The organism is Pseudomonas sp. FDAARGOS_380, from assembly GCF_002591235.1.
Lineage (GTDB): Bacteria > Pseudomonadota > Gammaproteobacteria > Pseudomonadales > Pseudomonadaceae > Aquipseudomonas > Aquipseudomonas salmasensis.
In genome coordinates, this window is the sequence record NZ_CP023969.1 from 2,560,743 (window position 1) to 2,584,998 (window position 24,256).

Consider the following 24,256-nt stretch of genomic DNA (forward strand, 5'->3'; position numbering starts at 1 on the left):
CGATGAAACTCAATGATCTGAGTCCAGCGCCGGGTTCCCGTCGCGAAAAGCATCGTCCGGGCCGTGGTATCGGTAGTGGTTTGGGTAAGACCGGTGGCCGTGGCCACAAGGGTCAAACCTCCCGCTCCGGTGGCACCATTGCTCCAGGCTTTGAAGGCGGTCAACAGCCGCTGCATCGTCGCCTGCCTAAGTTCGGTTTCGTATCCCTGAAGGCCATGGACCGCGCAGAAGTGCGTCTGTCCGAGCTGGCTAAAGTGGAAGGCGACATCGTTACTGTGCAGACCCTGAAAGATGCCAACGTGATCAACGTCAACGTACAGCGTGTGAAAATCATGCTGTCCGGTGAAGTGACTCGCGCTGTCACTATCGGCAAGGGAATCGGCGCCACCAAAGGTGCGCGTTCGGCTATCGAAGCAGCTGGCGGCAAGTTCGAGGAATAAATGGCTAAGCAAGGTGCTCTCTCAGCGCTCGGCAAAGGCGGTATGTCTGAACTTTGGGCTCGTCTGCGTTTTCTGTTCCTGGCGATTATCGTCTACCGAATAGGCGCACACATCCCGGTTCCAGGTATCAACCCGGACCGACTCGCAGACCTGTTTCGACAGAATGAGGGGACCATTCTTAGCTTGTTCAACATGTTTTCCGGCGGCGCGCTGGAGCGGATGAGCATCTTTGCACTGGGGATCATGCCGTACATCTCGGCATCGATCATCATGCAGCTGATGACAGCCGTCAGCCCGCAGCTGGAGCAGTTGAAGAAGGAAGGTGAAGCTGGCCGTCGCAAGATTAGCCAGTACACCCGCTACGGCACTGTCGTCCTCGCCCTGGTTCAAGCTATCGGCATGTCCGTTGGCCTGGCCGGGCAGGGCGTTGCGTTCACTGGTGACTTTGGCTTCCATTTCGTCGCAGTATCCACGTTTGTGGCTGGTGCGATGTTCATGATGTGGCTGGGTGAGCAGATTACTGAGCGTGGTGTTGGCAACGGTATCTCGATGTTGATTTTCGCAGGTATCGTCGCCGGTCTTCCGAGAGCAATCGGGCAGTCTTTCGAGTCTGCGCGTCAGGGTGATATCAATATCTTCGCCTTGGTTGCCATCGGTTTGCTGGCAGTAGCGATTATCGGTTTTGTGGTGTTCATTGAGCGTGGCCAGCGTCGTATTGCTGTTCACTACGCCAAGCGTCAGCAGGGCCGTAAGGTCTTTGCTGCGCAGACCAGCCACTTGCCGCTGAAAGTGAATATGGCCGGTGTTATTCCGGCAATTTTCGCGAGCAGCATCTTGCTGTTTCCGGCTTCGTTGGGTACCTGGTTTGGTCAGTCTGAAAATATGGGCTGGCTGCAGGACCTCTCTCAGTCGATCGCTCCTGGTCAGCCGTTGAATATTCTGCTGTTTAGTGCAGGGATTATTTTCTTCTGCTTCTTCTATACGGCGTTGATGTTCAATCCGAAAGACGTAGCGGAAAACCTGAAGAAGTCCGGTGCCTTTATTCCGGGCATCCGTCCAGGTGAGCAGTCGGCACGCTACATTGATGGCGTTCTGACTCGTTTGACCCTGTTCGGTGCTCTATATATGACGGCCGTGTGCCTGTTGCCCCAGTTCCTGGTGGTTGCAGCAAACGTTCCGTTCTACCTTGGCGGGACCTCGTTGCTGATCGTGGTCGTGGTTGTGATGGACTTCATGTCCCAAGTACAATCGCACCTCGTTTCGCACCAGTACGAATCCCTGATGAAGAAAGCCAACCTGAAGGGCTACGGCAGCGGCATGTTGCGCTGAGTACCCCATAAGGTTCGAGGAGTTGGTGATGAAAGTTCGTGCATCGGTGAAAAAGCTGTGCCGTAACTGCAAGATTATTCGCCGCGAAGGTGTTGTTCGAGTAATTTGCAGCGCGGAACCGCGTCACAAACAGCGCCAAGGCTGAGTGTGATCCGCTTGAAGCCCGGCAGCTAGTGCGCTGCCGGGTTGATTATTTGTTATTACAGCGATATTATCTCGCGCCCTATTTCTTGGCTTCCGGGGCGTAGGTAGCTGTCAATTGGAGTCCCACTGAATGGCCCGTATTGCAGGCGTTAACATTCCAGATAACAAGCACACTGTTATCTCGCTGACCTACATCTATGGTGTTGGTCGCACTACTGCGCAGAAAATTTGCGCAGTTGCTGGGGTAAACCCAGCCGCTAAGATCAAGGATCTGAGCGACGAGCAGATTGAACAGCTGCGTGGCGAAGTGGCGAAGTTCACCACTGAAGGTGACCTGCGTCGCGAAATCAACATGAAAATCAAGCGTTTGATGGACCTCGGTTGCTATCGCGGTCTGCGTCATCGTCGTGGTCTTCCAGTACGCGGTCAGCGTACCAAGACTAACGCGCGTACCCGTAAAGGTCCGCGTAAGCCGATCCGCAAGTAATCGCCCCAGCGAATCGACAGGAAAATTATCATGGCAAAACCTGCTGCTCGTCCTCGTAAAAAAGTTAAAAAGACAGTGGTTGATGGCATCGCCCACATCCATGCATCTTTTAACAACACCATCGTGACCATCACCGACCGTCAAGGTAACGCGCTTTCTTGGGCTACCTCCGGTGGTTCGGGTTTCCGCGGTTCCCGCAAGTCCACCCCGTTTGCTGCTCAAGTAGCTGCTGAACGTGCTGGTCAAGCTGCGCTGGAATATGGCCTGAAAAACCTCGACGTTAACGTCAAAGGTCCAGGTCCAGGTCGTGAGTCTGCTGTCCGTGCTTTGAACGGCTGTGGCTATAAGATCGCCAGCATCACCGACGTGACGCCAATCCCGCACAACGGGTGCCGTCCGCCGAAGAAGCGCCGCGTGTAATCCAGGAGATTGTAAAGAATGGCTCGTTACATTGGTCCAAAATGCAAACTCGCTCGTCGCGAAGGCACCGATCTCTTCCTGAAGAGCGGCGTGCGCGCGATCGAATCGAAGTGCAACATTGAAGCAGCACCTGGTATCCACGGCCAACGCCGCGGTCGCCAGTCCGACTACGGCACCCAACTGCGTGAAAAGCAGAAGGTCCGTCGTATCTACGGCGTTCTCGAGCGTCAGTTCAGCGGCTACTACAAAGAAGCTGCTGGCAAGAAAGGTGCAACCGGTGAAAACCTGCTGCAACTGCTCGAATGCCGTCTGGACAACGTTGTATACCGTATGGGCTTTGGTTCGACTCGTGCCGAATCCCGTCAGCTGGTATCGCACAAGTCGATCAGCGTTAACGGTCAGACCGTAAACGTTCCGTCCTACCAGGTTCGTGCTGGTGACGTGGTCGCAGTTCGCGAGAAAGCAAAAAACCAACTTCGCATTGTCCAAGCTCTCGATCTGTGTGCCCAACGTGGCCGCGTAGAATGGGTAGAAGTAGACACTGAGAAGAAGTCGGGCGTTTTCAAGAACGTTCCTGCTCGCAGTGATCTGTCCGCCGACATCAACGAAAGCCTGATTGTCGAGCTCTACTCCAAGTAAGGGCTAGAAAATAGGTGCATCCATGCAGATTTCGGTAAATGAGTTCCTGACACCCCGCCACATTGATGTGCAGGTTGTCAGTCCAACCCGCGCCAAAATTACTCTCGAGCCTCTCGAGCGTGGTTTTGGCCACACCCTGGGCAACGCGCTGCGCCGCATCCTGTTGTCCTCAATGCCCGGCTGTGCAGTAGTCGAGGCCGAGATTGACGGTGTGCTCCACGAGTACAGCGCCATCGAAGGTGTACAGGAAGACGTAATTGAAATCCTGTTGAACCTTAAAGGTCTGGCTATCAAGCTGCACGGCCGTGACGAAGTTACGCTGACCTTGTCGAAGAAGGGTTCGGGGGTGGTTACCGCTGCCGATATTCAGCTGGATCATGATGTCGAGATCGTTAACCCCGATCACGTAATCGCTAACCTGGCGTCTAACGGCGCCCTGAACATGAAGCTCACTGTAGCTCGTGGTCGTGGTTATGAACCGGCCGACTCGCGTCAGAGCGATGAAGACGAAAGCCGCAGCATTGGTCGCTTGCAGCTTGACTCTTCGTTCAGCCCGGTTCGCCGTATCGCATACGTGGTGGAAAACGCCCGTGTCGAACAGCGTACTAACCTGGACAAGCTGGTTATTGATCTGGAAACCAACGGTACCCTGGATCCTGAAGAGGCTATCCGCCGCGCTGCAACCATTCTGCAACAGCAGTTGGCTGCGTTCGTCGACCTCAAAGGTGACAGCGAACCAGTGGTAATCGAGCAGGAAGACGAGATCGATCCGATCCTGCTTCGCCCGGTTGACGATCTGGAACTGACTGTACGTTCGGCTAACTGCCTTAAGGCGGAAAACATTTACTACATCGGTGACCTGATCCAGCGCACCGAAGTAGAACTGTTGAAGACTCCGAACCTGGGCAAGAAATCCTTGACTGAAATCAAGGACGTTCTGGCCTCCCGCGGTCTGTCCCTCGGCATGCGCCTCGACAACTGGCCGCCTGCAAGTCTTAAGAAGGACGACAAGGCGACTGCCTGATCGTCGTAATCACCGAACGTGAGTTTGGTAAGGAATGAACCATGCGTCATCGTAAAAGTGGTCGTCACCTGAGCCGTACCAGCTCGCACCGCAAGGCCATGTTCCAAAACATGGCGGTGTCGCTGTTCGAGCACGAGCTGATCAAAACTACACTGCCGAAAGCTAAAGAACTGCGCCGCGTTGCTGAGCCGCTGATCACTTTGGCCAAGACAGACAGCCTGGCTAACCGCCGTCTGGCTTTCGACCGTACTCGTTCGAAAGCTATCGTTGGTAAGCTCTTCAACGACCTGGGCAAGCGTTACGCTACCCGTGAGGGTGGCTACCTGCGCATCCTCAAGTGCGGTTTCCGCGCTGGCGACAACGCGCCTATGGCGTACGTCGAGTTGGTTGATCGTGCTACTGCCGGCGAAGCTGTAAGCGCCGAGTAAGACGACAAGCTACAACGAAAAACCGGGCCTAGTGCCCGGTTTTTTGTGCGCGTAACAAAAGCGCGCTGCGTACAAGAATCCTCAAGCGACACGCTTCACTATGAGCGTTGGGTATGTTGGTAGTTATTTTCTATTGATGCCTACAATTTAATGAATTTGTAGGTGTCATGTGGATGGTCAATACTCCCTCCAAGCCGATTAGCCGGCAGTTCCAAGCCCGACCTGAGGAAGATGCGCATGAGCCAGAATAAAGTCCTTACCACCGCCAGCGGCGCGCCCGTTGCGGACAACCAGAACTCACGTTCCGCCGGCCCACGTGGCCCCTTGCTGCTCGACGATTTCCACCTGATCGAGAAGCTTGCTCACTTCAACCGTGAAAATATCCCTGAGCGTCGCGTGCACGCCAAAGGTTCAGGTGCCTTCGGTACCTTTACCGTGACAAAAGACATTACCCAGTACACCAGCGCCAAGTTGTTCGAGTCCGTTGGCAAGCAGACGCCTACGTTCCTGCGTTTCTCCACCGTAGGCGGTGAGCGTGGTTCGGCTGATACTGAGCGCGATCCACGTGGCTTCGCCTTGAAGTTCTACACCGAAGAAGGCAACTGGGACATTGTCGGTAACAACACCCCGGTGTTCTTTATCCGTGACCCGCTGAAATTCCCGGACTTTATCCACACCCAGAAGCGTCTGCCCCAAAGCAACCTGAAAAGCGCACAGATGATGTGGGATTTCTGGTCGCACTCCCCAGAGGCTTTGCACCAGGTCACCATTCTGTTTTCGGACCGTGGCATTCCGGACGGCTACCGTCACATGCACGGTTTCGGCAGCCACACTTACAGCCTGATCAACGCTCAGGGCGAGCGTCATTGGGTGAAGTGGCACTACAAGACCAAGCAAGGCATCAAGAACCTGGCGCCGGCCGAGGCTGCCCGTTTGGCGGGTACCGACCCTGACTACGCCCAGCGTGATCTGTTTGGTGCAATCGAACGCGGTGACTTCCCTAAGTGGCGCGTGTGCATCCAGATCATGACCGAGGCGCAGGCGAACGCCCATTACGAGAACCCGTTTGACGTGACCAAGACCTGGTCGCAAAAAGAATTCCCGTTGATTGAAGTGGGTGAGCTGGAGCTCAACCGTAATCCGCAGAACTACTTCGCCGAAGTCGAGCAGGCTGCATTTGGCCCAAGCAACATGGTCCCAGGTGTTGGTCTGTCTCCGGACCGTATGCTGCAAGGTCGGGTTTTTGCCTACGCCGATGCGCACCGCTACCGTGTGGGCACCAACCACCAGCAACTGCCGGTGAATGCGCCACGTAGCCCGGTTAACAGCTATCAGCGTGACGGTTCCATGGCTTTCGGCAGCAACGGTGGTGCAGCTCCGAACTATGAGCCAAACAGCTATGCCGACGCACCGAAACAAGCCCCGCACTATGCAGAGCCAGCACTGGCCTTGAGCGGCGCCGCTGATCGTTACGATCACCGCGAAGATACGGACTACTACAGCCACGCCGGTGCGCTGTTCCGTCTGATGAATGACGAGCAGAAAGCCCTGCTTACCAATAACATCGCCGGTGCAATGGGTGGCGTTTCCAGCGATGTCGTCCAGCGTCAACTGCAGCACTTCTATAAAGCCGACCCGGCTTATGGAGAAGCAATCGCAAAGGCACTGGGTGTATCGCTTAACTGACTCTAAACGATAAGCAGAACCGCCCTCATTTGGGCGGTTTTTGCGTTATTTCAGCTACTTTTCCCTGATAATCTTCACTTTTCTGCCGTTTGTCCCGTGACCTTCAAGTCAGCATGGTTCAAACTACAGTCTTTCAAGCAGGGAGATGTAGGGCGATGCAAGGTCACCCCGACGTAATCGATTACCTCAACACGTTGCTGACGGGCGAACTGGCAGCTCGTGACCAATATTTCATCCATTCGCGTATGTACGAAGATTGGGGCTTTACCGAGCTCTACGAGCGTATCAATCACGAGATGGAAGAAGAGGCACAGCACGCTGATGCCCTGATGCGCCGCATTCTGATGCTCGAAGGCACACCGCGTATGCGTCCTGATGATCTGGACGTGGGTACCACGGTGCCTGACATGCTCGCTGCCGACCTACGCCTTGAGTACAAGGTCCGTGCCGCACTCTGCAAGGGCATCGAGCTTTGCGAGCAGCATAACGACTATGTCACCCGGGAAATACTGCGGGTGCAGTTGAATGACACCGAAGAAGATCACACCTACTGGCTGGAAAAGCAGTTGGGCCTGATCAAGTTGATCGGCCTGGAAAATTACCTGCAATCGCAGTTCTGATTCCCGGTTACAAAAAAGCCCCTGTCACTGCAAAGTGACAGGGGCTTTTTATTGGACCTGAAAAATCAGGCCCGGTCGCGTTCCAGCAACGGTTTCAAGTAGTAACCGGTGTGCGACTGCGGCATTTCGGAAACCTGCTCCGGCGTGCCCACTGCGATGATCTGGCCACCCTTCGAACCGCCTTCTGGCCCCAGGTCTACCAGCCAGTCGGCCGTCTTGATCACATCAAGGTTGTGCTCGATCACCACCACGGTATTGCCGTGGTCTCGCAGGCGGTGCAGTACGTCCAGCAACTGCTGAATATCCGCGAAGTGCAGGCCAGTGGTCGGCTCGTCGAGGATGTACAAGGTTTTGCCGGTATCACGCTTGGACAGCTCGCGAGACAGCTTGACCCGCTGCGCTTCGCCACCCGACAGCGTGGTCGCTGATTGCCCCAGCTTGATGTACGACAGGCCCACATCCATCAGCGTCTGCAGCTTGCGCGCCAACGCCGGCACCGCGTCGAAGAACTCGCGAGCTTCCTCGATGGTCATTTCCAGGGTCTCGTGAATGCTCTTGCCCTTGTACTTGATCTCCAGGGTCTCGCGGTTGTAGCGCTTGCTCTTGCACACATCGCACGGCACGTAGATGTCCGGCAGGAAGTGCATCTCCACCTTGATCAGGCCATCGCCCTGGCACGCTTCGCAGCGCCCACCCTTGACGTTGAACGAGAACCGACCCGGCCCATAACCCCGTGAGCGCGACTCTGGCACGCCAGCGAACAACTCGCGGATAGGCGTAAACAGCCCGGTGTAGGTGGCTGGGTTTGAACGCGGCGTACGTCCAATCGGGCTCTGGTCGATGTCGACCACCTTGTCCAGATGCTCCAGGCCCTTGATGCTGTCGTGGGCCGCTGCTTCCAGGGTGGTCGCGCCGTTCAGGGCTGTGGCACTCAGAGGGAACAGGGTGTTGTTGATCAGCGTCGACTTGCCCGAACCGGAAACACCGGTCACGCAGGTCAGCAGGCCCAGCGGAATCTCCAGGTCGACATTGCGCAGGTTGTTGCCGCGCGCGCCCTTGAGATGCAGCGCCATCTTCTTGTTACGCGGTGTGCGCTTGGCGGGCACTTCAATCTTCACACGGCCGGACAAGTATTTGCCGGTCAGTGAATCAGGATGTGCCATCACCTCGGCAGGCGTGCCTTCAGCAACAATATGGCCACCATGCACGCCCGCGCCGGGGCCGATATCGACCACGTAGTCCGCCAGGCGGATAGCGTCTTCATCGTGCTCGACTACGATCACGGTATTGCCGATATCGCGTAGGTGTTTGAGCGTGCCCAGCAGGCGGTCATTGTCCCGTTGGTGCAAGCCAATCGACGGCTCGTCGAGGATATACAGCACGCCCACAAGGCCGGCGCCAATCTGGCTGGCCAGGCGAATACGCTGTGCCTCACCGCCAGACAAGGTGTCGGCGCTGCGGTCCAGCGACAGATAGTCCAGGCCCACGTTAACCAGGAACTGCAATCGCTCGCGAATCTCCTTGAGGATCTTGTCGGCAATTTCCCCGCGACGACCGGTCAGCTTCAGCACGCCAAAGTATTCACAGGCATCGCCGATCGGCAGGTTGGTCACTGCCGGCAGGGTCTTCTCGCCCACCCATACATGCCGGGCTTCACGGCGCAGACGCGTGCCACGGCAATCCGGGCATGGCTGTGTGCTGAGGAATTTCGCCAACTCCTCGCGCACGCTCGCCGATTCGGTTTCACGGTAACGGCGTTCCAGGTTCGGCACGATGCCTTCGAACGGGTGCGAGCGCTTGACGATATCGCCGCGGTCGTTCAGGTATTTGAAGTCGACATTCTGTGAACCGCTGCCATTGAGAATGACCTTCTGCTGGTCTGCCGGCAGTTGGTTGAATGGCACTTCCAGGCTGAACTTGTAGTGGGACGCCAACGACCCGAGCATCTGGAAGTAGTAGACGTTACGCCTGTCCCAGCCGCGTATCGCACCCTCGGCCAAGGTCAGTTCGCCATTGACCAGGCGCTTGATATCGAAAAACTGCTTCACACCCAGGCCGTCGCAAGTCGGGCAGGCGCCGGCCGGGTTGTTGAAGGAAAACAGCTTGGGTTCCAGCTCGCTGATGGCATGGCCACAGATCGGGCAGGCGAAACGCGCGGAGAAGATGATCTCTTCGCCGGGCTCGTCATCCATCGGCGCTACCAGGGCAATGCCATCGGCCAGCTTCAGCGCGGTTTCGAACGATTCCGCCAAACGCTGCTGCAGGTCGGCGCGCACCTTGAAACGGTCGACCACCACATCAATGGAGTGCTTTTTCTGCTTGTCCAGCTTCGGCGCTTCGTCCAGCTCATAGAGCTTGCCGTTGATGCGCGCCCGCACGAAGCCCTGGGCCCGCAGCTCTTCGAAGACCGACAGGTGTTCACCCTTGCGCTCGCGAATGACGGGCGCCAGCAGCATCAGCTTGGCGCCTTCGGGCTGGGCCAGCACCAGGTCGACCATCTGGCTGACGGTCTGGGCTTCCAGGGGGATATCGTGGTCCGGGCAACGGGGGATACCCACGCGTGCGTACAGCAGGCGCAGGTAGTCGTAGATCTCGGTAATGGTACCCACGGTAGAGCGCGGGTTGTGAGACGTGGACTTCTGCTCGATGGAAATAGCCGGCGACAGGCCTTCAATGGTGTCGACATCGGGCTTTTCCATCATCGACAGGAACTGCCGGGCGTAGGCCGACAGCGATTCCACATAGCGACGCTGACCTTCGGCATACAGCGTGTCGAACGCCAGGGACGATTTGCCGGAGCCGGACAAGCCGGTGATGACGATCAGTTTGTCCCGGGGCAGGGTCAGGTCGATGTTCTTCAGGTTGTGGGTTCTAGCCCCACGAATCAGGATCTTGTCCAAGATGGCCTCGCACGGCGGGCGTAAATGATGCCGGAGTATACGGCTAAAGACTGGATGAATATACACTGTCAAAACGCCGCTTGCAGCCTTACATGAAAGCTGCGCGGCAAAGCGCCGCATATACCCTCTCAATCGATGGGACTGGTAGAATCGCCGCCGGTTCACACGAGGTTTTTCCATGCACGATCCCCACAGCGAACGCATGAGTAGCGGCGAGACCCGAGCGGCAAGCGGGCTGGCCCTGGTGTTCGCCTTCCGTATGCTGGGCATGTTTATGGTGTTGCCGGTGCTGGCCACCTATGGGATGGATCTCGCAGGTGCGACCCCCGCCTTGATCGGCCTGGCGATTGGCGCCTATGGCCTGACCCAGGCGATTTTCCAGATTCCGTTCGGGATTATTTCCGACCGCATTGGCCGTCGCCCGGTGATCTATCTCGGGCTGATCGTATTCGCCCTTGGCAGTGTGCTAGCGGCCCAGTCCGATTCGATCTGGGGCGTGATCGCCGGCCGCATCCTGCAGGGCGCCGGTGCGATTTCCGCCGCCGTGATGGCGCTGCTGTCCGACCTGACCCGCGAACAACACCGCACCAAGGCCATGGCGATGATCGGCATGACCATCGGCCTGTCGTTTGCCGTGGCCATGGTGGTCGGCCCCTTGCTCACGCGCGCGTTCGGCTTGCATGGGCTGTTCCTGGCCACGGGCGGCATGGCGTTGTTCGGCATTCTGATCGTGGCCTTTATGGTGCCGCGCTCCACCGGCACCCTGGCGCACCGTGAATCGGGCGTTGCACGCAAGGCGTTGCTGCCGACGCTCAAGCACCCGGACCTGCTACGCCTGGATTTAGGTATCTTCGTATTACACGCCATGCTGATGTGCAGCTTCGTCGCCTTGCCCCTGGCCCTGGTGGAAAAAGCCGGGCTGCCCAAGGAGCAGCACTGGTGGGTCTACCTCACTGCGTTGTTGATTTCGTTCTTCGCCATGATCCCGTTCATCATCTATGGCGAGAAGAAACGCAAAATGAAACGAGTTTTACTCGGCGCCGTCGCGACATTGATGCTCACTGAACTATTCTTCTGGCAGTTCGGCGACAGCCTGCGCGCGCTGGTGATCGGTACGGTGGTGTTTTTCACCGCGTTCAACCTGCTCGAAGCGTCGTTGCCGTCACTGATCAGTAAAGTTTCACCGGCGGGCGGTAAGGGCACGGCCATGGGAGTGTATTCCACCAGCCAGTTCCTGGGCTCCGCGTTGGGCGGCATCATGGGCGGCTGGATGTTCCAGCATGGCGGTTTGTCGGTTGTGTTCCTCGGATGCGCCGCGCTGGCTGCACTTTGGCTGGTCTTTGCTGTTACCATGCGCGAACCTCCCTACGTCACCAGCCTGCGTTTGCCGCTATCGCCCGAGGCGATCCGCGAAGCCGGCCTGGTCGAGCGCCTGAAGGCCGTCGTAGGGGTAACGGATGCAGTGGTGGTCGCTGAAGAGGCGGCCATTTACATCAAATTGGACACCGAATTATTGGATCGCGCGACGCTCGAGCAACTGGTCAACCCAGTGCCGACAGCGCGCCCAGCCTAGGAGAACGTTATGGCCCGTGGGGTTAACAAAGTCATATTGGTCGGTACTTGCGGCCAGGATCCCGAAGTTCGCTACTTGCCTAACGGTAATGCCGTGACCAACCTGAGTCTGGCGACCAGCGAGCAATGGACCGATAAGCAGACCAACGAGCGCAAAGAGAAAACCGAGTGGCACCGCGTGTCGTTGTTCGGCAAGGTCGCGGAGATCGCCGGTGAATACCTGCGCAAAGGTTCGCAGGTGTACATCGAAGGCAAACTGCAAACCCGCGAGTGGGAAAAAGACGGCATCAAGCGTTACACCACCGAAATCGTGGTCGACATGCAAGGCACCATGCAACTGCTGGGCGGCCGTCCACAGGGCGACCAACAGGGCCAGGGCGGCATGTCCAACTCGGCACCGCGCCCACAGCAGTCGCGTCCGCAGCCAAGCCAACAGCCACAGCGTGAGTCGCGCCCAGCGCCACAACAGGCTGCTCCGCAACCGGCTCCGGATTTCGACAGCTTTGATGACGATATCCCGTTCTAAGGTTCAAGACCGACCCTGAACAAACAAAACCCCCGATAGCGAAAGCATCGGGGGTTTTTTATGGGCGATGGTCAGGCGTGGGTGCACGGGATGCCTTTGTGCAGACAGCACACCAACCCCGACATTTGTTCTCATGGCCCACAAGATTTAGGCTGTCGCCACCTCTAGCAAGAAGGAAAGCTGTGATGACCTGGTCCGCCAAGCAGTACACGATGTTCGAACAGCAGCGCACTCGCCCCGTCCGTGACCTGGTGGCGGCCATTCCCAACACCGAGGTGAACACCGCCGCCGACTTGGGGTGCGGACCGGGGAATTCCACCGAGGTACTGGCTGAGCGTTTCCCCCAAGCACACGTCACGGGCATGGACAGCTCCGACGACATGTTGGTAGACGCCCGCAAGCGCCTGCCCAGGTTGAACTTCGAGCTGGCAGACATCGGCGCCTGGCATCCGGCGCAACGCTTGGATGTGATCCTGGCCAATGCCTCGCTGCAATGGCTACCCGACCACGCCACGCTGTACCCGCACTTGGTCCACCAATTGAACCCAGGCGGTACGCTGGCGGTGCAAACCCCGGACAATCTGGACGAGCCCGCCCATCGCCTGGCCCGTGAAGTTGCGGCCGATGGCCCATGGGCGGCAAAGATAGGGGCGGTTAAACACAATGAGCGGCACACCGCCAGTTACTACTACGAACTGCTGAGCAAGTATTGCAGTACCGTGGATGTGTGGCGCACCACCTATCAGCACCCGTTGGCCGACCACGGGGCGGTGGTGGAGTGGTTCAAGGCTTCGGCATTGCGGCCTTTTCTTGCGCCGTTGACCGACGATGAAAAAGCCGCCTTCCTGCAGCAATACCATGCGCGAATTACCCAGGCTTATCCCGCCCTGGCCGATGGCACGGTGTTGTTGCCCTTTCCGCGGCTGTTCATCATCGCCACGCGCTAAAGCGATCGGCCCGTGTGGCGGTCACGCGGCCGCTGCTTGGGCCTTCAAATATTCCTCTGCCGACACCACACCCGCATAGCCAAATGCCAGGGAAGCCATGTACGCCCCGTGCACCTGCGCCGCCGGAATCACCTGGCCGTTGAATTCCTGGTCGCGGGTCGCGCAGGCGTCATGGATCACCGTAACTTTGTAGCCCAGGTCCGCCGCCGCCCGCACTACGGCGTCAACGCACATATGGCTCATGCTGCCCACTACCACCACATCGGTGATGCTGCGCTGTTCCAGCAATTCGCGCAGGTTGGTTTGGCGAAACGCATTCACGAAATGTTTGAGTACCACCGGTTCATCGCCCTCGTTGATTACCTTGGCATGCAAGTGCGCGCCTTCGGAGCCCGGGGTGAAGAACGGTGCGTCGTCGCCAGCGAACTCATGGCGTACATGAATCACCGCATCGCCTGCTTGCCGAAACGCCTGTAGCACCTGCGCCGCCTTGTCCGCTGCGGCTTCCACGCCGTCGAGCGGCCACTTGCCCTGGGGGAAGTAGTCGTTCTGGATATCGATTAGGATGAGCGCCTGCTTGGCCATGTGTGTTGCCTCGTGATGGGTTGATGGGCCTAGTATCTTAGCTGGCGATCACACCGAGAATTGGCTGCACCGACAATAACAGGGGGAAAACTGACAATGGCCGCGCAACGCAGCACTGTCGAGCTGGGTGTGTTGATCTACCAAGGCGCGCAACTCGCCGCAGTCCACGGGCTGACTGACCTGTTCGGGGTCGCTAACCGCATCGCCGCCGAGCATGAATCTGCGCAACTGCCGCTGCTGCGGGTCAGCCACTGGCAGGTAGATGTCCACGGCACGCCCGCGCGCACGTTCGACAGCCACCCTGGCCCCCACCAACCGATGATGGCCGTGCTAGTGCCCCCCTCGATTGCCGAGTTCACCGAAGACCAGGCGCCGCCTGCACTGCTGCAATGGCTGCGTCAGCAACATGCAGCCGGCACCGTGCTGGGCGGCGTGTGCATCGGTTCGATCATGCTGGCGCGCAGCGGCCTGTTGGATGGCCGCAGCGCCACCACTCACTGGTCTTCCGCGAAGTCCTTTGCGGCCAGTTACCCGGCGGTGCGCCTGGAAGCGGATAAACCCATCGTCGATGACGGCGACCTGATCACCTCCGCTGGGCTGATGGCCTGGTCCGAACTGGGCCTGCGCCTGGTCGATCGGCTGATGGGCCCAAGCGTTGCGGCCGACACGGCGCGTTTTTTGGTGATCGAACACAGCGCCAGTGCCAGCCAGTGCGGCAGCAATTTTGCGCCGATTCTCAGGCACGGCGATGGTGCAGTCCTCAAGGTCCAGCATTGGCTGCAGGCCAGTGGCGCGGTGGATGTGTCCGTGGCGGCGATGGCGCAGGCGGCCAACCTGGAGGAGCGCACGTTCTTGCGGCGCTTTCGCAACGCCACCGGCTTGAAACCCACCGAGTACTGCCAGCACCTGCGGGTCGGCAAGGCGCGGCAGATGCTGGAGTTCACCAACGGCACCATCGATCACATTGCCTGGACCGTGGGCTATCAGGACCCCAGCGCCTTTCGCGCCATTTTCAAGAAAATCACCGGGTTGTCTCCCAGCGATTACCGCAACCGTTTTGGGGTTTGAATCGTGCAGAACGCCGCAGGGTTAACTGAGTGTCGTGCAGAATAAAACAGGCTAACGGCCATCACTTTTTGCGCAACTGATTGATTTAACAACCATTTCCTCAAACCCGGCGTTGGCCTGATCCATGCAGCTCTCCTGCTACACAACGGCTGATAGAAAGGGGAACGCATGACCCCCATAAGTCGCAAGAAGCTGGTGGTTGCCCACTCCATGCGAGAAGGCGCGCCCCTGCATGAAATTGAAACCAACCGTGCCCTTGCACGCTGGCTGGCGCAGATCCTGGGGCTCAAGTTCGGTGGCAGCTACGACCCGGCCCTGCATGCGGGTCGGGAATTGTACCTGCTGCCCACGCAAACGCTGGTCGGACCTGCCCAAGCGCAACGGCTCAATATCAAAGGGCCACAGGATCTGTGGGGCGGCTATGTCGATCACGCTTTCATCTGCACCAAAGCCATCAGCCATGGCCTGCTGAGTCCCGAGGCCAAGGCGCCCGAAGGCTGGTCGCCGACATTCTGCGAGCGTGTGCGTGACGTGGTGTTGGACGGTGTGAGTGTGTTCGCCCTTGAGGATGCACGGCCTGCCGCGACCCGCTTGCTCTACAGCGGCCCTATTCGTCTGAAACCGGTGAACGCTTGTGCAGGGCGAGGGCAGGAAGTTATCCACAGCCTGGATGAATTCGACGCGATAGTGGCCCGCCCGGAAGCGGCCAAAATGTTCAATCAAGGCGTGGTGCTGGAACAAGACCTGCACGAGGTGGTCACCCACAGTGTGGGCCAGAGTTTTATCGGCGATCACCTCATTAGCTACTGCGGCGAGCAGCACCTGACGCAAGACGGGCAGGGCGAAGAGGTCTACGGCGGTTCCGATCTGCTGGTCGTCCCCGGTGATTACGCTGCCCTGCTCAAGCTGGATCTGCCTGAAGACGTGCGTAAAGCCATCGAACAGGCGCTGGTGTTCGACCATGCTGCGAATGAGGCCTACCCAGGCTTCTTCGCCTCGCGCCGCAACTACGACATCGCCCAAGGCCTGGACAGCACCGGCCAGCGCCGCAGTGGCGTGCTCGAACAATCCTGGCGCATGGGCGGGGCCAGCAGCGCGGAAGTCGCGGCGTTGCAGAGCTTTATCAACCATCCGGGCATTAAGGCCATCCGTGTGTCCTCGGTAGAAACCTATGTAGACCAAGCGCTGCCGGCGGATGCCATCGAGGTATACCGAGGCCCGGCCGAAAACAGCGACTTTCTCCTCAAGTATGTGACGGTCAAGACTTATGACGGCTAGAAGCGAGAGCATCAGCATCGATATAGACGACGAACAAATGAGCGGGACATTCCTCAGTCCCAAGTCCAAAGTGCCCGGTGTGTTGTTTGTGCACGGGTGGGGCGGCAGCCAGGAGCGTGACCTGGAGCGGGCCAAAGGCATCGCAGGCCTTGGGTGTGTGTGCCTGACCTTCGACTTGCGCGGCCATGCTGGCAACGGCATCCCCTTGTCCCGCGTCACCCGCGAAGACAACCTGCGCGACCTGCTGGCTGCCTACGACCGCCTACTGTCCCACCCGGCGATCGACACCTCGGCGGTGGCAGTGGTGGGCACCAGTTATGGTGGCTACCTGGCCGCGATCCTCACCTCATTGCGCCCGGTGCGTTGGCTGGCGCTGCGAGTGCCAGCGCTGTACCGCGACCAGGAATGGCTCAAGCCCAAGCGCGACTTGGATAAAGCCGACCTGATGGATTACCGCGGCACCCTTGTGCACGCCGAAACCAATCGGGCCCTGCATGCCTGCGCGCAATTTACCGGCGATGTGTTGATTGTCGAGTCGGAAACCGACGACCATGTACCCCACGCCACCATCATGAGTTACCGCGCGGCGTGCCAGCAGACCCATTCCTTGACCCACCGCATCATCGACGGCGCCGACCATTCCCTGAGTAACCCGGTGTCGCAACAGGCGTACACCTCGATCCTGGTGGACTGGATTACCGAGATGGTGGTGGGGGAGCGGTTGAGCATCATCCAGTCCCGTTGACCATCTGTGCCTGGGCTGCCGCCTTCGCGAGCAAGCCCGCTCCCACCCAACCTGTGGGAGCGGGCTTGCTCGCGAAGGCGATGTCACTATCACCTCAGTTCTCTCAGGCTGGCTTCTTCACCCGCAACGCCTTGGCCTTGGCCTCCACCCCCAAATACATCACCAGTGCAATCAACAACGGGCAAATAAAATAAATCGCTCGGTAAGCGATCAACCCCGCCAGCAAACTCCCCCGCGACGCCTCATGCTGTAACAACGCAATGAACACCGCCTCCAACACCCCCAACCCGGCGGGGATATGAGTGACCACCCCGGCAATCGCACTGATCAACAGCACCCCCAGCACCAACGGGTAATCCAGTTTGGCCGGCAGCAAGGTGAATATCACTGCGGCCATCAACGACCAGTTCAACGCACCCAGAGCCAGCTGCAAACAGGCCATGCGCAGCGACGGCAAGTTGATCTCGATACCGCGAATCGACCACGCGCGCTTTTTAGAAAACCGGCACGCCGCCAGGTAGCCCAGGCTCGCGAGCACCAATAACACCCCGACCCCTTGCAAGGCGCCGCTACTGAGCTTCCAGCCCGGCGGCAGGGTCACCAACCCGCTGCTGAACACCACCCCGGCCAACGCCATATAGCCGAACCAATTGGTGGCCAGGCTCAGGCCGAGGATCTTGGCGATATTGCTGGTGCTCACGCCCAGGCGCGAATACAGCCGATAGCGCATGGCAATGCCGCCGACCCAGGCGCTGAGGTTGAGGTTGAACGCGTAGCTGATGATGCCCACCGGCAATATCTGCTTCCAACGCAACGGCTGGCGAATGTAGGTGCGGCCGATCAGGTCGAAACAGGCGTAGACAATGAAACTGCACAGCGTCAGCGCGCCGGCGATGAACAATGTGCGCAGCTTGAACTCGCTCAGGGTCTGGAACACTTCGCTCCAGTCGATGCGCCGGGCGAGCAGGGTAAACAACACGATCAGCAGCACGAAGAATGCAATCGTCAGCGGTTTCTTCCAGCGCTTGAACCCAGAGGCTTGCGCTTGGGGGCGGGCTTCAGATGTCATGGGGCGTGGCCTCAAAAGGTCTCAAGCGCGGTTTGTGGGCCGGCAACCAACTGGCCAGTACCGGGAAATGGCGCATCACATGAAACACCAGGAAACCCACGGTCAGGCGCCAGAGCCACAGGCGTGGCTTGCGCTTTTCCGGCATGGTCTGGCAATGATTTCGGGCGAGGGCTTCCAGGCGTTCGTAGAGCTGCTGATTGAAAGCCCGGTCGCGAATCAGCACATTGGCTTCCAGGTTCAATGCCAGGCTCAGCGGGTCCAGGTTGCTGGAGCCGACGGTGCTCCATTCGTCATCCACCAACGCCACCTTGCCGTGCAGCGGGCGTTGGCAGTATTCGTGGATCACCACGCCATCCTTGAGTAAGTAGTCATAGAGCATGCGCGCGGCCAGTTTCGCCAACAGCACGTCGGGCTGGCCCTGCATGATCAACTGCACATGCACGCCACGGCGCGCCGCGTTACGGATCTCGCGGAGCAGGCGATAGCCGGGGAAGAAATACGCGTTGGCGATTACCACCCGCTGCCGGGCCTGACTCAAGGCATGGATATACGCGTCTTCGATGTCGTCACGATGCTGGATGTTGTCGCGATAGATCAGGCGTACCAGGCCGTCGCCTGGCTCGTTCGTCCAGGGCGAGGGTCGTTGCTGGCGTCGCCGCCAACCGCGACGGCTGCGCACCTGGCGGCCACTTTGGGCGAGGGCGAAGTGGTGCAGGTCGGCCACAGCCGGGCCGATCACCTGTACTGAGTAATCCTGCTTGGCTTCGGGGCCGAAATCCGCCAGATGGTCGGCAGAAAAATTGATCCCGCCGATAAACGCCACGCGGGCATCCACCACGACGATCTTGCGGTGCAGACGGCGAAACCAGTTAGTGCGTATGCCGAGGGTCTTGGGCGCCGGGTCGAACATCTGCACCATCACCCCGGCCTCGGCCAACTCCCGCAGGAAGCCCGGGCTCAGTTCGCCGCAGCCAAAACCGTCGAGGCTGACCACCACCTTCACCCCGCGCTTGGCCGCCTCGATGAGGATGCTGTGCAGCTCAAAGCCGACCTTGTCTTCAAAGAGGATAAAGGTCTCCAGCAGGATCTCGCGCTCGGCGCCGCGCAACGCCTCGAATACGGCAGGAAAGTACGCCTCGCCGTTCTCCAGCAATTGCACCTGGTTGCCGCTCTGCCAGCCGTAATCCAGATCCCGCGCCTTGCTGTCATCCGGCGGTTGGTCTGTGGCGATATGGTCTACCGCAACGTTCATAGCTCCACCTCCACCGACAGCGGCACATGGTCTGATAGATGGGACCAGGGGCGCGTGGTGAGCACGCGCGGGTTGTGCACCGTCAGGTTGCGCACATAAATGCGGTCCAGCGGCAGTAGCGGCAGGCGTGCGGGGAAGGTGCGCGCCGGTTTGCCGAGGGTGTGCATGAACACTTCCTGCAAACCGCTGTGGCTCAGGTCGGCTTTTTGCCGCCAGTCGTTGAAGTCGCCGGCGACCACCAACGGCGCATCGGCAGGAATCTCGCTGATACGTTGTTCCAACAACCGCAATTGCTGTTGGCGATGCACCTCGCGCAAGCCCAGGTGGATGCAGATCGCGTGCACTTGCTGGCCGCTGCCCGGCAGGCGCAGCACGCAATGCAGCAGGCCACGGTTTTCATGGCCGCTTTGCGAGATGTCGAGGTTGTCGTAGCGAATGATCTGAAATTTGGACAGCAGCGCATTGCCGTGGTCGCCATGGGGATAAACCGCATTGCGCCCATAGGCGAACTGCGGCCAGATGCTGTCGGCGAGAAATTCATACTGCGGCATTTTCGGCCAGTCGCTGTAGCGCTGCGGATGGCGTTCGTGGGTGCCATGGATCTCCTGCAAAAACACCATGTCCGCGCCCACACTGCGCACCGCTTCACGCAGCTCGGGCAAGATGAAGCGGCGATTCAGCGCGGTGAAACCCTTGTGGATATTGACCGTCAGCACCGTGAAACGGGTGATGGCGGTGGTCGGCGGGGTGGGGATCAGCTCTGGATGCGTCATGGCAATACTCCTGGTTCCGGCAGCCGGCCAGGTTCGGTGAGCAGGTGTTGGTCCAGCCCGAAACGTTGCAGCAATTGGCGTGCATCGAAGGGCGCGCGAACTTTGATGTCGTTGTCGAAAAAGCAGAACACATCGCGCTGTTTACGCCTGCGGGGCGTGTGGTGCGCGTCGACCAGGTGTGCATCGGCAGGCTGCTTGCCGTGGGCCCAGCGCTCGATGCGGTCACCCCAGCGCTGGAGCGCTTCGGCGCTATAACCGCTGGCGTATAACTGCTTGTCGCCGTGCAAGCGCAGGTACATGAAGTTGGCGGTCACGTCTTCCATGTACGGCCACTTGCCTGCGGTGTCCGCGACCACCAGGGCCACCCCGTGTTTATCCAGCATCTGGATGAACTCCGGCACGGCAAAACTCGTATTGCGAATCTCCACGGCATGGCGCAACGGCTTCTTGGCATAGGCCTTCATGCTCGCCTTGCCGTTAAGGCGCGGCTCATGCTGGCGGGCGAGGGCGGCGGCCTGTTGGGTGTCGGTGGGTAATTCAGCCAAAAAGGTTTCGAACAGCGTGGCGTCGAATTTGAAGCTGGGCGGAAACTGCCAGAGGATGGGGCCGAGTTTCTCCTTGAGCTCCAGCACGCCGGAAGCGAAGAAATTCGCCATCGGTTTGTGCACATCCCGCAGGCGCAGGATATGCGTGATGAACCGGGGCGCCTTGACACTGAACATGAAACCTTCGGGCGTATCGGCATACCACTCGGCATAGCGCTTGGGGGTTTGCAGCGCGTAGAACGAGCCGTTGATTTCGATGCTGTTGACGGCGCGTGACGCAAACTGCAACTCGCGTTTCTGGGTCAGCCCTTCGGGGTAGAAATCCCCGCGCCAGGGCGTGTAGCGCCAGCCGGAAATGCCGATGTGAATCGCCGCCATGTGTGCTCCCGTGGTTGGTGGGTGAGGTGACCTCCGTTATGGGATGACTGCGCTATTTGGCTGAAAGTTTCCACATTCCTACAGGCGGTACAGGGTAGGAAAAGATCGGAGGGCATCGCCCATGCGGGGAACGATCAAGGCCTAAACCCGTCAGTTCCTTACAGACCCTGCTGAAGGAGCTCGCTGTTTTGCTGAATCTAAAGACTGCATTACTGCTCGGTGCGTTGCTGCTTTGCGGTAACGGCGCACTGCAAGCCGCGGCCACCGCGCCGGCCAACGAGGCCCCGGCCAAGCCGGAACTGCTGGTGCAAGGCGGGCTGCTGGGGGCCATCAGTTCCAGTATTGATGACGTGCAAGACAAGCTCGACCTCAACCAGAACCTCATTGACGCCTGGCGCCTGCGGGCCGACCGCGCCGCAGACGAAGTAGGGCGCCTGGTGGACCAGACCACCGCACGCTCGCCGTGGAGCGTGGCCGGCGATTTCCTGCTGTTGTCTGGCGTGTGGGTCGGTGCCTTTGCTGTGCTGACGATGCTGGGGCGCTTGGTTGTGAAACGCGCGAGCCGTCGCCCATTCCTTGCGCGGCGTCAACGGCTGCAAGGCTTGCTGGGCTATGTGGTGCCCTACACGATTCCAGCGCTGATCTGCCTGCCGTTGACCCTTTATGTCAGTCACTTTTTAGCCGCGTCTGTCGGCCGAGCCCTGGCGCTGTGTTTCGCCTACGCCACCAGCAGTGGCATCTTTTCCACATCGTTGCTGCTCTGCGTCATTGTGATGTTCAACGTCGGGCACAAGCGGCCTGCCGTGCAGATCATTCGTGACTATTGCCCCAAGCCGCTGTTCCTGATCGGCTTTCTCGCGGCCCTCAGCGATGCGTTGACCAGCCCGCAAATCGCCCGTCAGTTGGGCGGCAATATCACCAGCAGCATCGCTGTGTTTACCGGCCTGTTTGCTGCGGTCATCTTTGGCGTGCTGGTGGTACGCCTGCGTCGCCCGGTGGCCCATTTGATCCGCAACCGGCCGCTGGCCCAGCGCCTCAAGCATCCAGCATTGCAACAATCGCTGCGGGTGTTTTCCGGCCTCTGGTACTGGCCGATTCTGTTGATGGTGCTGGTCTCGGCGGTCAACCTGATTGGCGCCGGTGACGACAACCAAGAGGCCCTGCGCTGCGCGCTGCTCACTACACTGTTGCTGATCGGCACGGTGTTTCTCAGCACCGTGCTGCAACATCTGTTCAAGTCCCGCAGCCAGGTGTCGATCCAACGCAGCAGCGCCTACAAGGAACGCTTCCTGAGTTTGCTGCACGCGATTTTGCGCATCGTCATGGCCATCGCGTTTATCGAAATACTCGGGCGTATCTGGGGTGTCTCGCTGTTCGAATTCGCCCAGCGCAACTCCGTGGGCCGGGCCATCAGTGACTCCCTCAGCAGCATCGGCCTGATCCTGTTGGTGACCTGGCTGTTCTGGGTGGTGCTTGACACCGCGATCCAGGAAGCCCTCAAACCACCGGTGAATAAACGCTCCAGTCGCCAGCCCAGTACCCGAGTCAAAACCATCCTGCCGCTGTTGCGCAATGCGGTGAAGATCATCCTGGTGGTGATCTGCGCGATCACCACCATGGCCAACCTGGGCATCAATGTCGCGCCGTTGCTGGCGGGCGCCGGGGTGGTGGGCCTGGCCATCGGTTTCGGTTCCCAGCAACTGGTGCAGGACGTGATCACCGGCCTGTTCATCATTATCGAAGACACCCTGTCCATCGGCGATTGGGTGGTGCTCGACTCCGGCCACGCCGGCACCGTCGAAGGCCTGACCATCCGCACCCTGCGCCTGCGCGACGGCAAGGGCTTTGTGCATTCGGTGCCGTTCGGGCAGATCAAGGCGGTCACCAACCAGTCCCGTCAGTTCGCCTATGCGTTTTTCTCGGTGCAGTTCACTTACGACACCGACGTGGACAAGGCCGTGGAGCTGATCCGCGAAGCCGGCCAGTCGATCCGCGACGATGTGTTCCTCAAGTACAACCTGCAAGGGCCGTTGGAAGTGTTCGGGGTGGACAAGATGGACCTCAATGGCGTGGTGCTCACCGCGCAGTTCCGCACCGTGTCGGGTGGCCAATACGCGGTCAGCCGTGCGTTTAACCAGCGTCTGAAAAAGCTTGTGGATAACTGTGAGGCGGTGCACTTCGCCCAGACTTATCCACAGCAGCTGTTGCTCGCACCCCGCACGGCACTGAAACAGGAGGCCGCCGAACCCGACGTCAAGACACTTAATCCGTGACGGTTGCGCTACAAGCCCGCAAAATGCAACGATTCTGGCAATGACCTATGACAGCGCACACGCGCCTGTCGATAATAACCATCGTTCCAAACAGACCGGGCCTGCTCAATCTATGCGAATGCGCCTTATGTTACTGGGCGGCGGGAATGCCCTCGGGCAGGCGCTGATTCGCCTCGGTGCGGAGGAAGACATCGGTTTCCTCGCCCCCAAACCGCCCCAAGACGGCTGGGATGCCGCAAGCCTCACCCAATTGCTCGACGACACCCGTCCCGATGCCTTGATCAACCTCGCCTACTATTTCGACTGGTTCCAGGCCGAAGCCGTGAGCGAATCCCGCTTGGCCGCCCAGGAATTTGCCATCGAACGCCTGGCCGAGCTGTGCCAGCATCACAGCATCACCCTGCTGCAGCCGTCCAGTTACCGCGTGTTCGATGGCTCCCGCGCCACCGCCTACAGCGAGAAAGACGAGCCGGTGCCCCTGGGCCTGCGCGGCCAGGCGTTGTGGCGCATCGAACAAAGCGTGCGCGCCACCTGCCCGCAGCATGTGCTGCTGCGGTTTGGCTGGCTACTGGATGACAGCGTCGACGGCACGCTCGGGCGCTTCCTGGCCCGGGCTGAAAAACCGGATGAGCTGTTGATGGCCGACGACCGTCGTGGCAACCCGACGCCGGTGGACGACGCCGCACGGGTAATTATCTCGGTGCTCAAGCAACTCGATTGCGCCGCGCCACTGTGGGGCACTTACCACTACGCCGGCCACGAGGCGACCACGCCGTTGGCGTTGGGCCAGGCGATTCTCACTGAAGCGCGCAACTTCCATCCGCTCGCCATCGAGTCCCCCACCGCCCAGGCTCACGCAGCACGGCCGGATGCGGCGGATGAACCGCAGCATGCGGTGCTGGCCTGCAAGAAAATCCTGCATACCTTTGGCATCAAGCCACGGGCATGGCGGGCAGGCTTGCCGGCGCTACTGGATCGCTTCTACCGCCACAGATGACACCCCCAAAACCAAAAGTGGGAGGGGACTTATGTGGGAGCTGGCTTGCCTGCGATAGCATCACCTGGGTATCACTGATACACCGAGGTGTCTGCATCGCGGGCAAGCCCGGCTCCCACATAAGCCCTCTC

General features: G+C 59.3%; 24 protein-coding genes. 18 read left to right on the plus strand and 6 right to left on the minus strand.

The window, feature by feature from the left end; all coding sequences use genetic code 11:
* Positions 1 to 2: 2 nt before the first annotated feature.
* The 10 genes from rplO (at position 3) to bfr (ending at position 7,217) form a co-directional block, all read left to right on the plus strand.
* Entirely contained in the window at positions 3 to 440 is a 438-nt protein-coding gene (rplO, locus tag CRN80_RS12100) for a 50S ribosomal protein L15 (RefSeq protein WP_003176407.1), read from the plus strand.
* Positions 441 to 1,769 carry a preprotein translocase subunit SecY gene (secY, locus tag CRN80_RS12105; RefSeq protein ID WP_003194637.1) on the plus strand — a complete coding sequence of 443 codons (1,329 nt, stop codon included), beginning with the start codon at positions 441 to 443 and terminating at the stop codon, positions 1,767 to 1,769.
* A 28-nt stretch (positions 1,770 to 1,797) separates the two neighbouring features.
* Positions 1,798 to 1,914 carry a 50S ribosomal protein L36 gene (gene rpmJ, locus CRN80_RS12110; RefSeq protein WP_002555468.1) on the plus strand — a complete coding sequence of 39 codons (117 nt, stop codon included), beginning with the start codon at positions 1,798 to 1,800 and terminating at the stop codon, positions 1,912 to 1,914.
* Positions 1,915 to 2,043: 129 nt separating this feature from the next.
* Positions 2,044 to 2,400 carry a 30S ribosomal protein S13 gene (rpsM, locus tag CRN80_RS12115; protein ID WP_003194635.1) on the plus strand — a complete coding sequence of 119 codons (357 nt, stop codon included), beginning with the start codon at positions 2,044 to 2,046 and terminating at the stop codon, positions 2,398 to 2,400.
* Positions 2,401 to 2,430: 30 nt separating this feature from the next.
* Positions 2,431 to 2,820, plus strand: coding sequence for a 30S ribosomal protein S11 (gene rpsK / locus CRN80_RS12120; RefSeq protein WP_002555466.1), 390 nt, complete (start codon positions 2,431 to 2,433; stop codon positions 2,818 to 2,820).
* Between the two features lie 18 nt (positions 2,821 to 2,838).
* Positions 2,839 to 3,459, plus strand: coding sequence for a 30S ribosomal protein S4 (gene rpsD / locus CRN80_RS12125; protein WP_003176404.1), 621 nt, complete (start codon positions 2,839 to 2,841; stop codon positions 3,457 to 3,459).
* Between the two features lie 22 nt (positions 3,460 to 3,481).
* Entirely contained in the window at positions 3,482 to 4,483 is a 1,002-nt protein-coding gene (rpoA, locus tag CRN80_RS12130) for a DNA-directed RNA polymerase subunit alpha (protein ID WP_003176403.1), read from the plus strand.
* A 41-nt stretch (positions 4,484 to 4,524) separates the two neighbouring features.
* A complete protein-coding gene (gene rplQ, locus CRN80_RS12135; protein ID WP_003176402.1) occupies positions 4,525 to 4,911 on the plus strand; it encodes a 50S ribosomal protein L17 in 387 nt (128 codons plus the stop codon).
* Positions 4,912 to 5,148: 237 nt separating this feature from the next.
* Positions 5,149 to 6,597: a catalase gene (locus CRN80_RS12140; protein ID WP_032895073.1), complete on the plus strand. Its 1,449-nt coding sequence runs from the start codon at positions 5,149 to 5,151 to the stop codon at positions 6,595 to 6,597.
* 155 nt (positions 6,598 to 6,752) lie between these two features.
* On the plus strand, positions 6,753 to 7,217 hold the full coding sequence (bfr, locus tag CRN80_RS12145) for a bacterioferritin (protein ID WP_003176400.1): 465 nt from the start codon (positions 6,753 to 6,755) through the stop codon (positions 7,215 to 7,217).
* Positions 7,218 to 7,282: 65 nt separating this feature from the next.
* Here the strand turns inward: bfr and uvrA are convergent, their stop codons facing one another.
* The gene (gene uvrA, locus CRN80_RS12150; protein ID WP_003194630.1) at positions 7,283 to 10,117 is read right to left on the minus strand and encodes an excinuclease ABC subunit UvrA; all 2,835 of its coding nucleotides are present in this window, start codon (positions 10,115 to 10,117) and stop codon (positions 7,283 to 7,285) included.
* Between the two features lie 178 nt (positions 10,118 to 10,295).
* Here uvrA and CRN80_RS12155 point away from each other — a divergent pair, with 178 nt between their 5' ends.
* From CRN80_RS12155 to tam, 3 genes are all read left to right on the plus strand, one after another.
* The gene (locus CRN80_RS12155; protein WP_034133877.1) at positions 10,296 to 11,690 is read left to right on the plus strand and encodes an MFS transporter; all 1,395 of its coding nucleotides are present in this window, start codon (positions 10,296 to 10,298) and stop codon (positions 11,688 to 11,690) included.
* A gap of 9 nt (positions 11,691 to 11,699) precedes the next feature.
* Positions 11,700 to 12,215 (plus strand): single-stranded DNA-binding protein, encoded by a 516-nt coding sequence (locus CRN80_RS12160; RefSeq protein ID WP_003194626.1) that lies wholly within the window; start codon positions 11,700 to 11,702, stop codon positions 12,213 to 12,215.
* 185 nt (positions 12,216 to 12,400) lie between these two features.
* Positions 12,401 to 13,162 (plus strand): trans-aconitate 2-methyltransferase, encoded by a 762-nt coding sequence (tam, locus tag CRN80_RS12165; protein ID WP_098950215.1) that lies wholly within the window; start codon positions 12,401 to 12,403, stop codon positions 13,160 to 13,162.
* A 21-nt stretch (positions 13,163 to 13,183) separates the two neighbouring features.
* On the opposite strand, the gene CRN80_RS12170 is transcribed toward tam, so the two are convergent.
* Positions 13,184 to 13,747 (minus strand): cysteine hydrolase family protein, encoded by a 564-nt coding sequence (locus CRN80_RS12170; RefSeq protein ID WP_044269384.1) that lies wholly within the window; start codon positions 13,745 to 13,747, stop codon positions 13,184 to 13,186.
* 96 nt (positions 13,748 to 13,843) lie between these two features.
* Here CRN80_RS12170 and CRN80_RS12175 point away from each other — a divergent pair, with 96 nt between their 5' ends.
* The 3 genes from CRN80_RS12175 (at position 13,844) to CRN80_RS12185 (ending at position 16,838) form a co-directional block, all read left to right on the plus strand.
* Positions 13,844 to 14,815, plus strand: coding sequence for a GlxA family transcriptional regulator (locus CRN80_RS12175; RefSeq protein ID WP_098950216.1), 972 nt, complete (start codon positions 13,844 to 13,846; stop codon positions 14,813 to 14,815).
* A gap of 168 nt (positions 14,816 to 14,983) precedes the next feature.
* Positions 14,984 to 16,093, plus strand: coding sequence for a DUF3182 family protein (locus tag CRN80_RS12180; protein WP_098950217.1), 1,110 nt, complete (start codon positions 14,984 to 14,986; stop codon positions 16,091 to 16,093).
* Complete coding sequence (locus CRN80_RS12185; protein ID WP_098950218.1) at positions 16,083 to 16,838, plus strand: S9 family peptidase; 756 nt, start codon at positions 16,083 to 16,085, stop codon at positions 16,836 to 16,838. The genes CRN80_RS12180 and CRN80_RS12185 overlap by 11 nt, the downstream gene beginning before the upstream one ends.
* Before the next feature lie 103 nt (positions 16,839 to 16,941).
* Here the strand turns inward: CRN80_RS12185 and CRN80_RS12190 are convergent, their stop codons facing one another.
* Genes CRN80_RS12190 through CRN80_RS12205 form a run of 4 tightly spaced genes read right to left on the minus strand, consistent with a single transcriptional unit; the run spans position 16,942 to position 20,855 of the window.
* On the minus strand, positions 16,942 to 17,907 hold the full coding sequence (locus CRN80_RS12190) for a lysylphosphatidylglycerol synthase domain-containing protein (protein ID WP_098950219.1): 966 nt from the start codon (positions 17,905 to 17,907) through the stop codon (positions 16,942 to 16,944).
* On the minus strand, positions 17,897 to 19,159 hold the full coding sequence (gene clsB / locus CRN80_RS12195; RefSeq protein ID WP_098950220.1) for a cardiolipin synthase ClsB: 1,263 nt from the start codon (positions 19,157 to 19,159) through the stop codon (positions 17,897 to 17,899). The genes CRN80_RS12190 and clsB overlap by 11 nt, the downstream gene beginning before the upstream one ends.
* On the minus strand, positions 19,156 to 19,932 hold the full coding sequence (locus CRN80_RS12200; RefSeq protein ID WP_098950221.1) for an endonuclease/exonuclease/phosphatase family protein: 777 nt from the start codon (positions 19,930 to 19,932) through the stop codon (positions 19,156 to 19,158). Before CRN80_RS12200 ends, clsB begins: the two co-directional genes overlap by 4 nt.
* Positions 19,929 to 20,855 carry a DUF72 domain-containing protein gene (locus CRN80_RS12205; protein WP_098950222.1) on the minus strand — a complete coding sequence of 309 codons (927 nt, stop codon included), beginning with the start codon at positions 20,853 to 20,855 and terminating at the stop codon, positions 19,929 to 19,931. The genes CRN80_RS12200 and CRN80_RS12205 overlap by 4 nt, the downstream gene beginning before the upstream one ends.
* A gap of 188 nt (positions 20,856 to 21,043) precedes the next feature.
* Between CRN80_RS12205 and CRN80_RS12210 the strand changes: the two genes are divergently transcribed.
* Both CRN80_RS12210 and CRN80_RS12215 read left to right on the plus strand, forming a co-directional pair.
* On the plus strand, positions 21,044 to 23,128 hold the full coding sequence (locus CRN80_RS12210; protein ID WP_098950223.1) for a mechanosensitive ion channel family protein: 2,085 nt from the start codon (positions 21,044 to 21,046) through the stop codon (positions 23,126 to 23,128).
* A gap of 112 nt (positions 23,129 to 23,240) precedes the next feature.
* Entirely contained in the window at positions 23,241 to 24,125 is an 885-nt protein-coding gene (locus tag CRN80_RS12215) for a sugar nucleotide-binding protein (RefSeq protein WP_098952601.1), read from the plus strand.
* The last annotated feature ends 131 nt before the right edge of the window (positions 24,126 to 24,256 follow it).

What these genes read in the sequence shown, in the direction of transcription:
- CRN80_RS12155 (WP_034133877.1), top strand. Translation starts at nt 10,296, where the DNA reads ATGCACGATCCCCACAGCGAACGCATGAGTAGCGGCGAGACCCGAGCG.
- rpsD (WP_003176404.1), top strand. Translation starts at nt 2,839, where the DNA reads ATGGCTCGTTACATTGGTCCAAAATGCAAACTCGCTCGTCGCGAAGGC.
- CRN80_RS12180 (WP_098950217.1), top strand. Translation starts at nt 14,984, where the DNA reads ATGACCCCCATAAGTCGCAAGAAGCTGGTGGTTGCCCACTCCATGCGA.
- CRN80_RS12215 (WP_098952601.1), top strand. Translation starts at nt 23,241, where the DNA reads ATGCGAATGCGCCTTATGTTACTGGGCGGCGGGAATGCCCTCGGGCAG.
- rpsK (WP_002555466.1), top strand. Translation starts at nt 2,431, where the DNA reads ATGGCAAAACCTGCTGCTCGTCCTCGTAAAAAAGTTAAAAAGACAGTG.
- rpoA (WP_003176403.1), top strand. Translation starts at nt 3,482, where the DNA reads ATGCAGATTTCGGTAAATGAGTTCCTGACACCCCGCCACATTGATGTG.
- tam (WP_098950215.1), top strand. Translation starts at nt 12,401, where the DNA reads ATGACCTGGTCCGCCAAGCAGTACACGATGTTCGAACAGCAGCGCACT.
- CRN80_RS12170 (WP_044269384.1), bottom strand. Translation starts at nt 13,747, where the DNA reads ATGGCCAAGCAGGCGCTCATCCTAATCGATATCCAGAACGACTACTTC.
- CRN80_RS12175 (WP_098950216.1), top strand. Translation starts at nt 13,844, where the DNA reads ATGGCCGCGCAACGCAGCACTGTCGAGCTGGGTGTGTTGATCTACCAA.
- rpsM (WP_003194635.1), top strand. Translation starts at nt 2,044, where the DNA reads ATGGCCCGTATTGCAGGCGTTAACATTCCAGATAACAAGCACACTGTT.
- CRN80_RS12200 (WP_098950221.1), bottom strand. Translation starts at nt 19,932, where the DNA reads ATGACGCATCCAGAGCTGATCCCCACCCCGCCGACCACCGCCATCACC.
- CRN80_RS12160 (WP_003194626.1), top strand. Translation starts at nt 11,700, where the DNA reads ATGGCCCGTGGGGTTAACAAAGTCATATTGGTCGGTACTTGCGGCCAG.
- bfr (WP_003176400.1), top strand. Translation starts at nt 6,753, where the DNA reads ATGCAAGGTCACCCCGACGTAATCGATTACCTCAACACGTTGCTGACG.
- secY (WP_003194637.1), top strand. Translation starts at nt 441, where the DNA reads ATGGCTAAGCAAGGTGCTCTCTCAGCGCTCGGCAAAGGCGGTATGTCT.
- CRN80_RS12205 (WP_098950222.1), bottom strand. Translation starts at nt 20,855, where the DNA reads ATGGCGGCGATTCACATCGGCATTTCCGGCTGGCGCTACACGCCCTGG.
- CRN80_RS12185 (WP_098950218.1), top strand. Translation starts at nt 16,083, where the DNA reads ATGACGGCTAGAAGCGAGAGCATCAGCATCGATATAGACGACGAACAA.
- rplQ (WP_003176402.1), top strand. Translation starts at nt 4,525, where the DNA reads ATGCGTCATCGTAAAAGTGGTCGTCACCTGAGCCGTACCAGCTCGCAC.
- rpmJ (WP_002555468.1), top strand. Translation starts at nt 1,798, where the DNA reads ATGAAAGTTCGTGCATCGGTGAAAAAGCTGTGCCGTAACTGCAAGATT.
- CRN80_RS12190 (WP_098950219.1), bottom strand. Translation starts at nt 17,907, where the DNA reads ATGACATCTGAAGCCCGCCCCCAAGCGCAAGCCTCTGGGTTCAAGCGC.
- rplO (WP_003176407.1), top strand. Translation starts at nt 3, where the DNA reads ATGAAACTCAATGATCTGAGTCCAGCGCCGGGTTCCCGTCGCGAAAAG.
- clsB (WP_098950220.1), bottom strand. Translation starts at nt 19,159, where the DNA reads ATGAACGTTGCGGTAGACCATATCGCCACAGACCAACCGCCGGATGAC.
- CRN80_RS12140 (WP_032895073.1), top strand. Translation starts at nt 5,149, where the DNA reads ATGAGCCAGAATAAAGTCCTTACCACCGCCAGCGGCGCGCCCGTTGCG.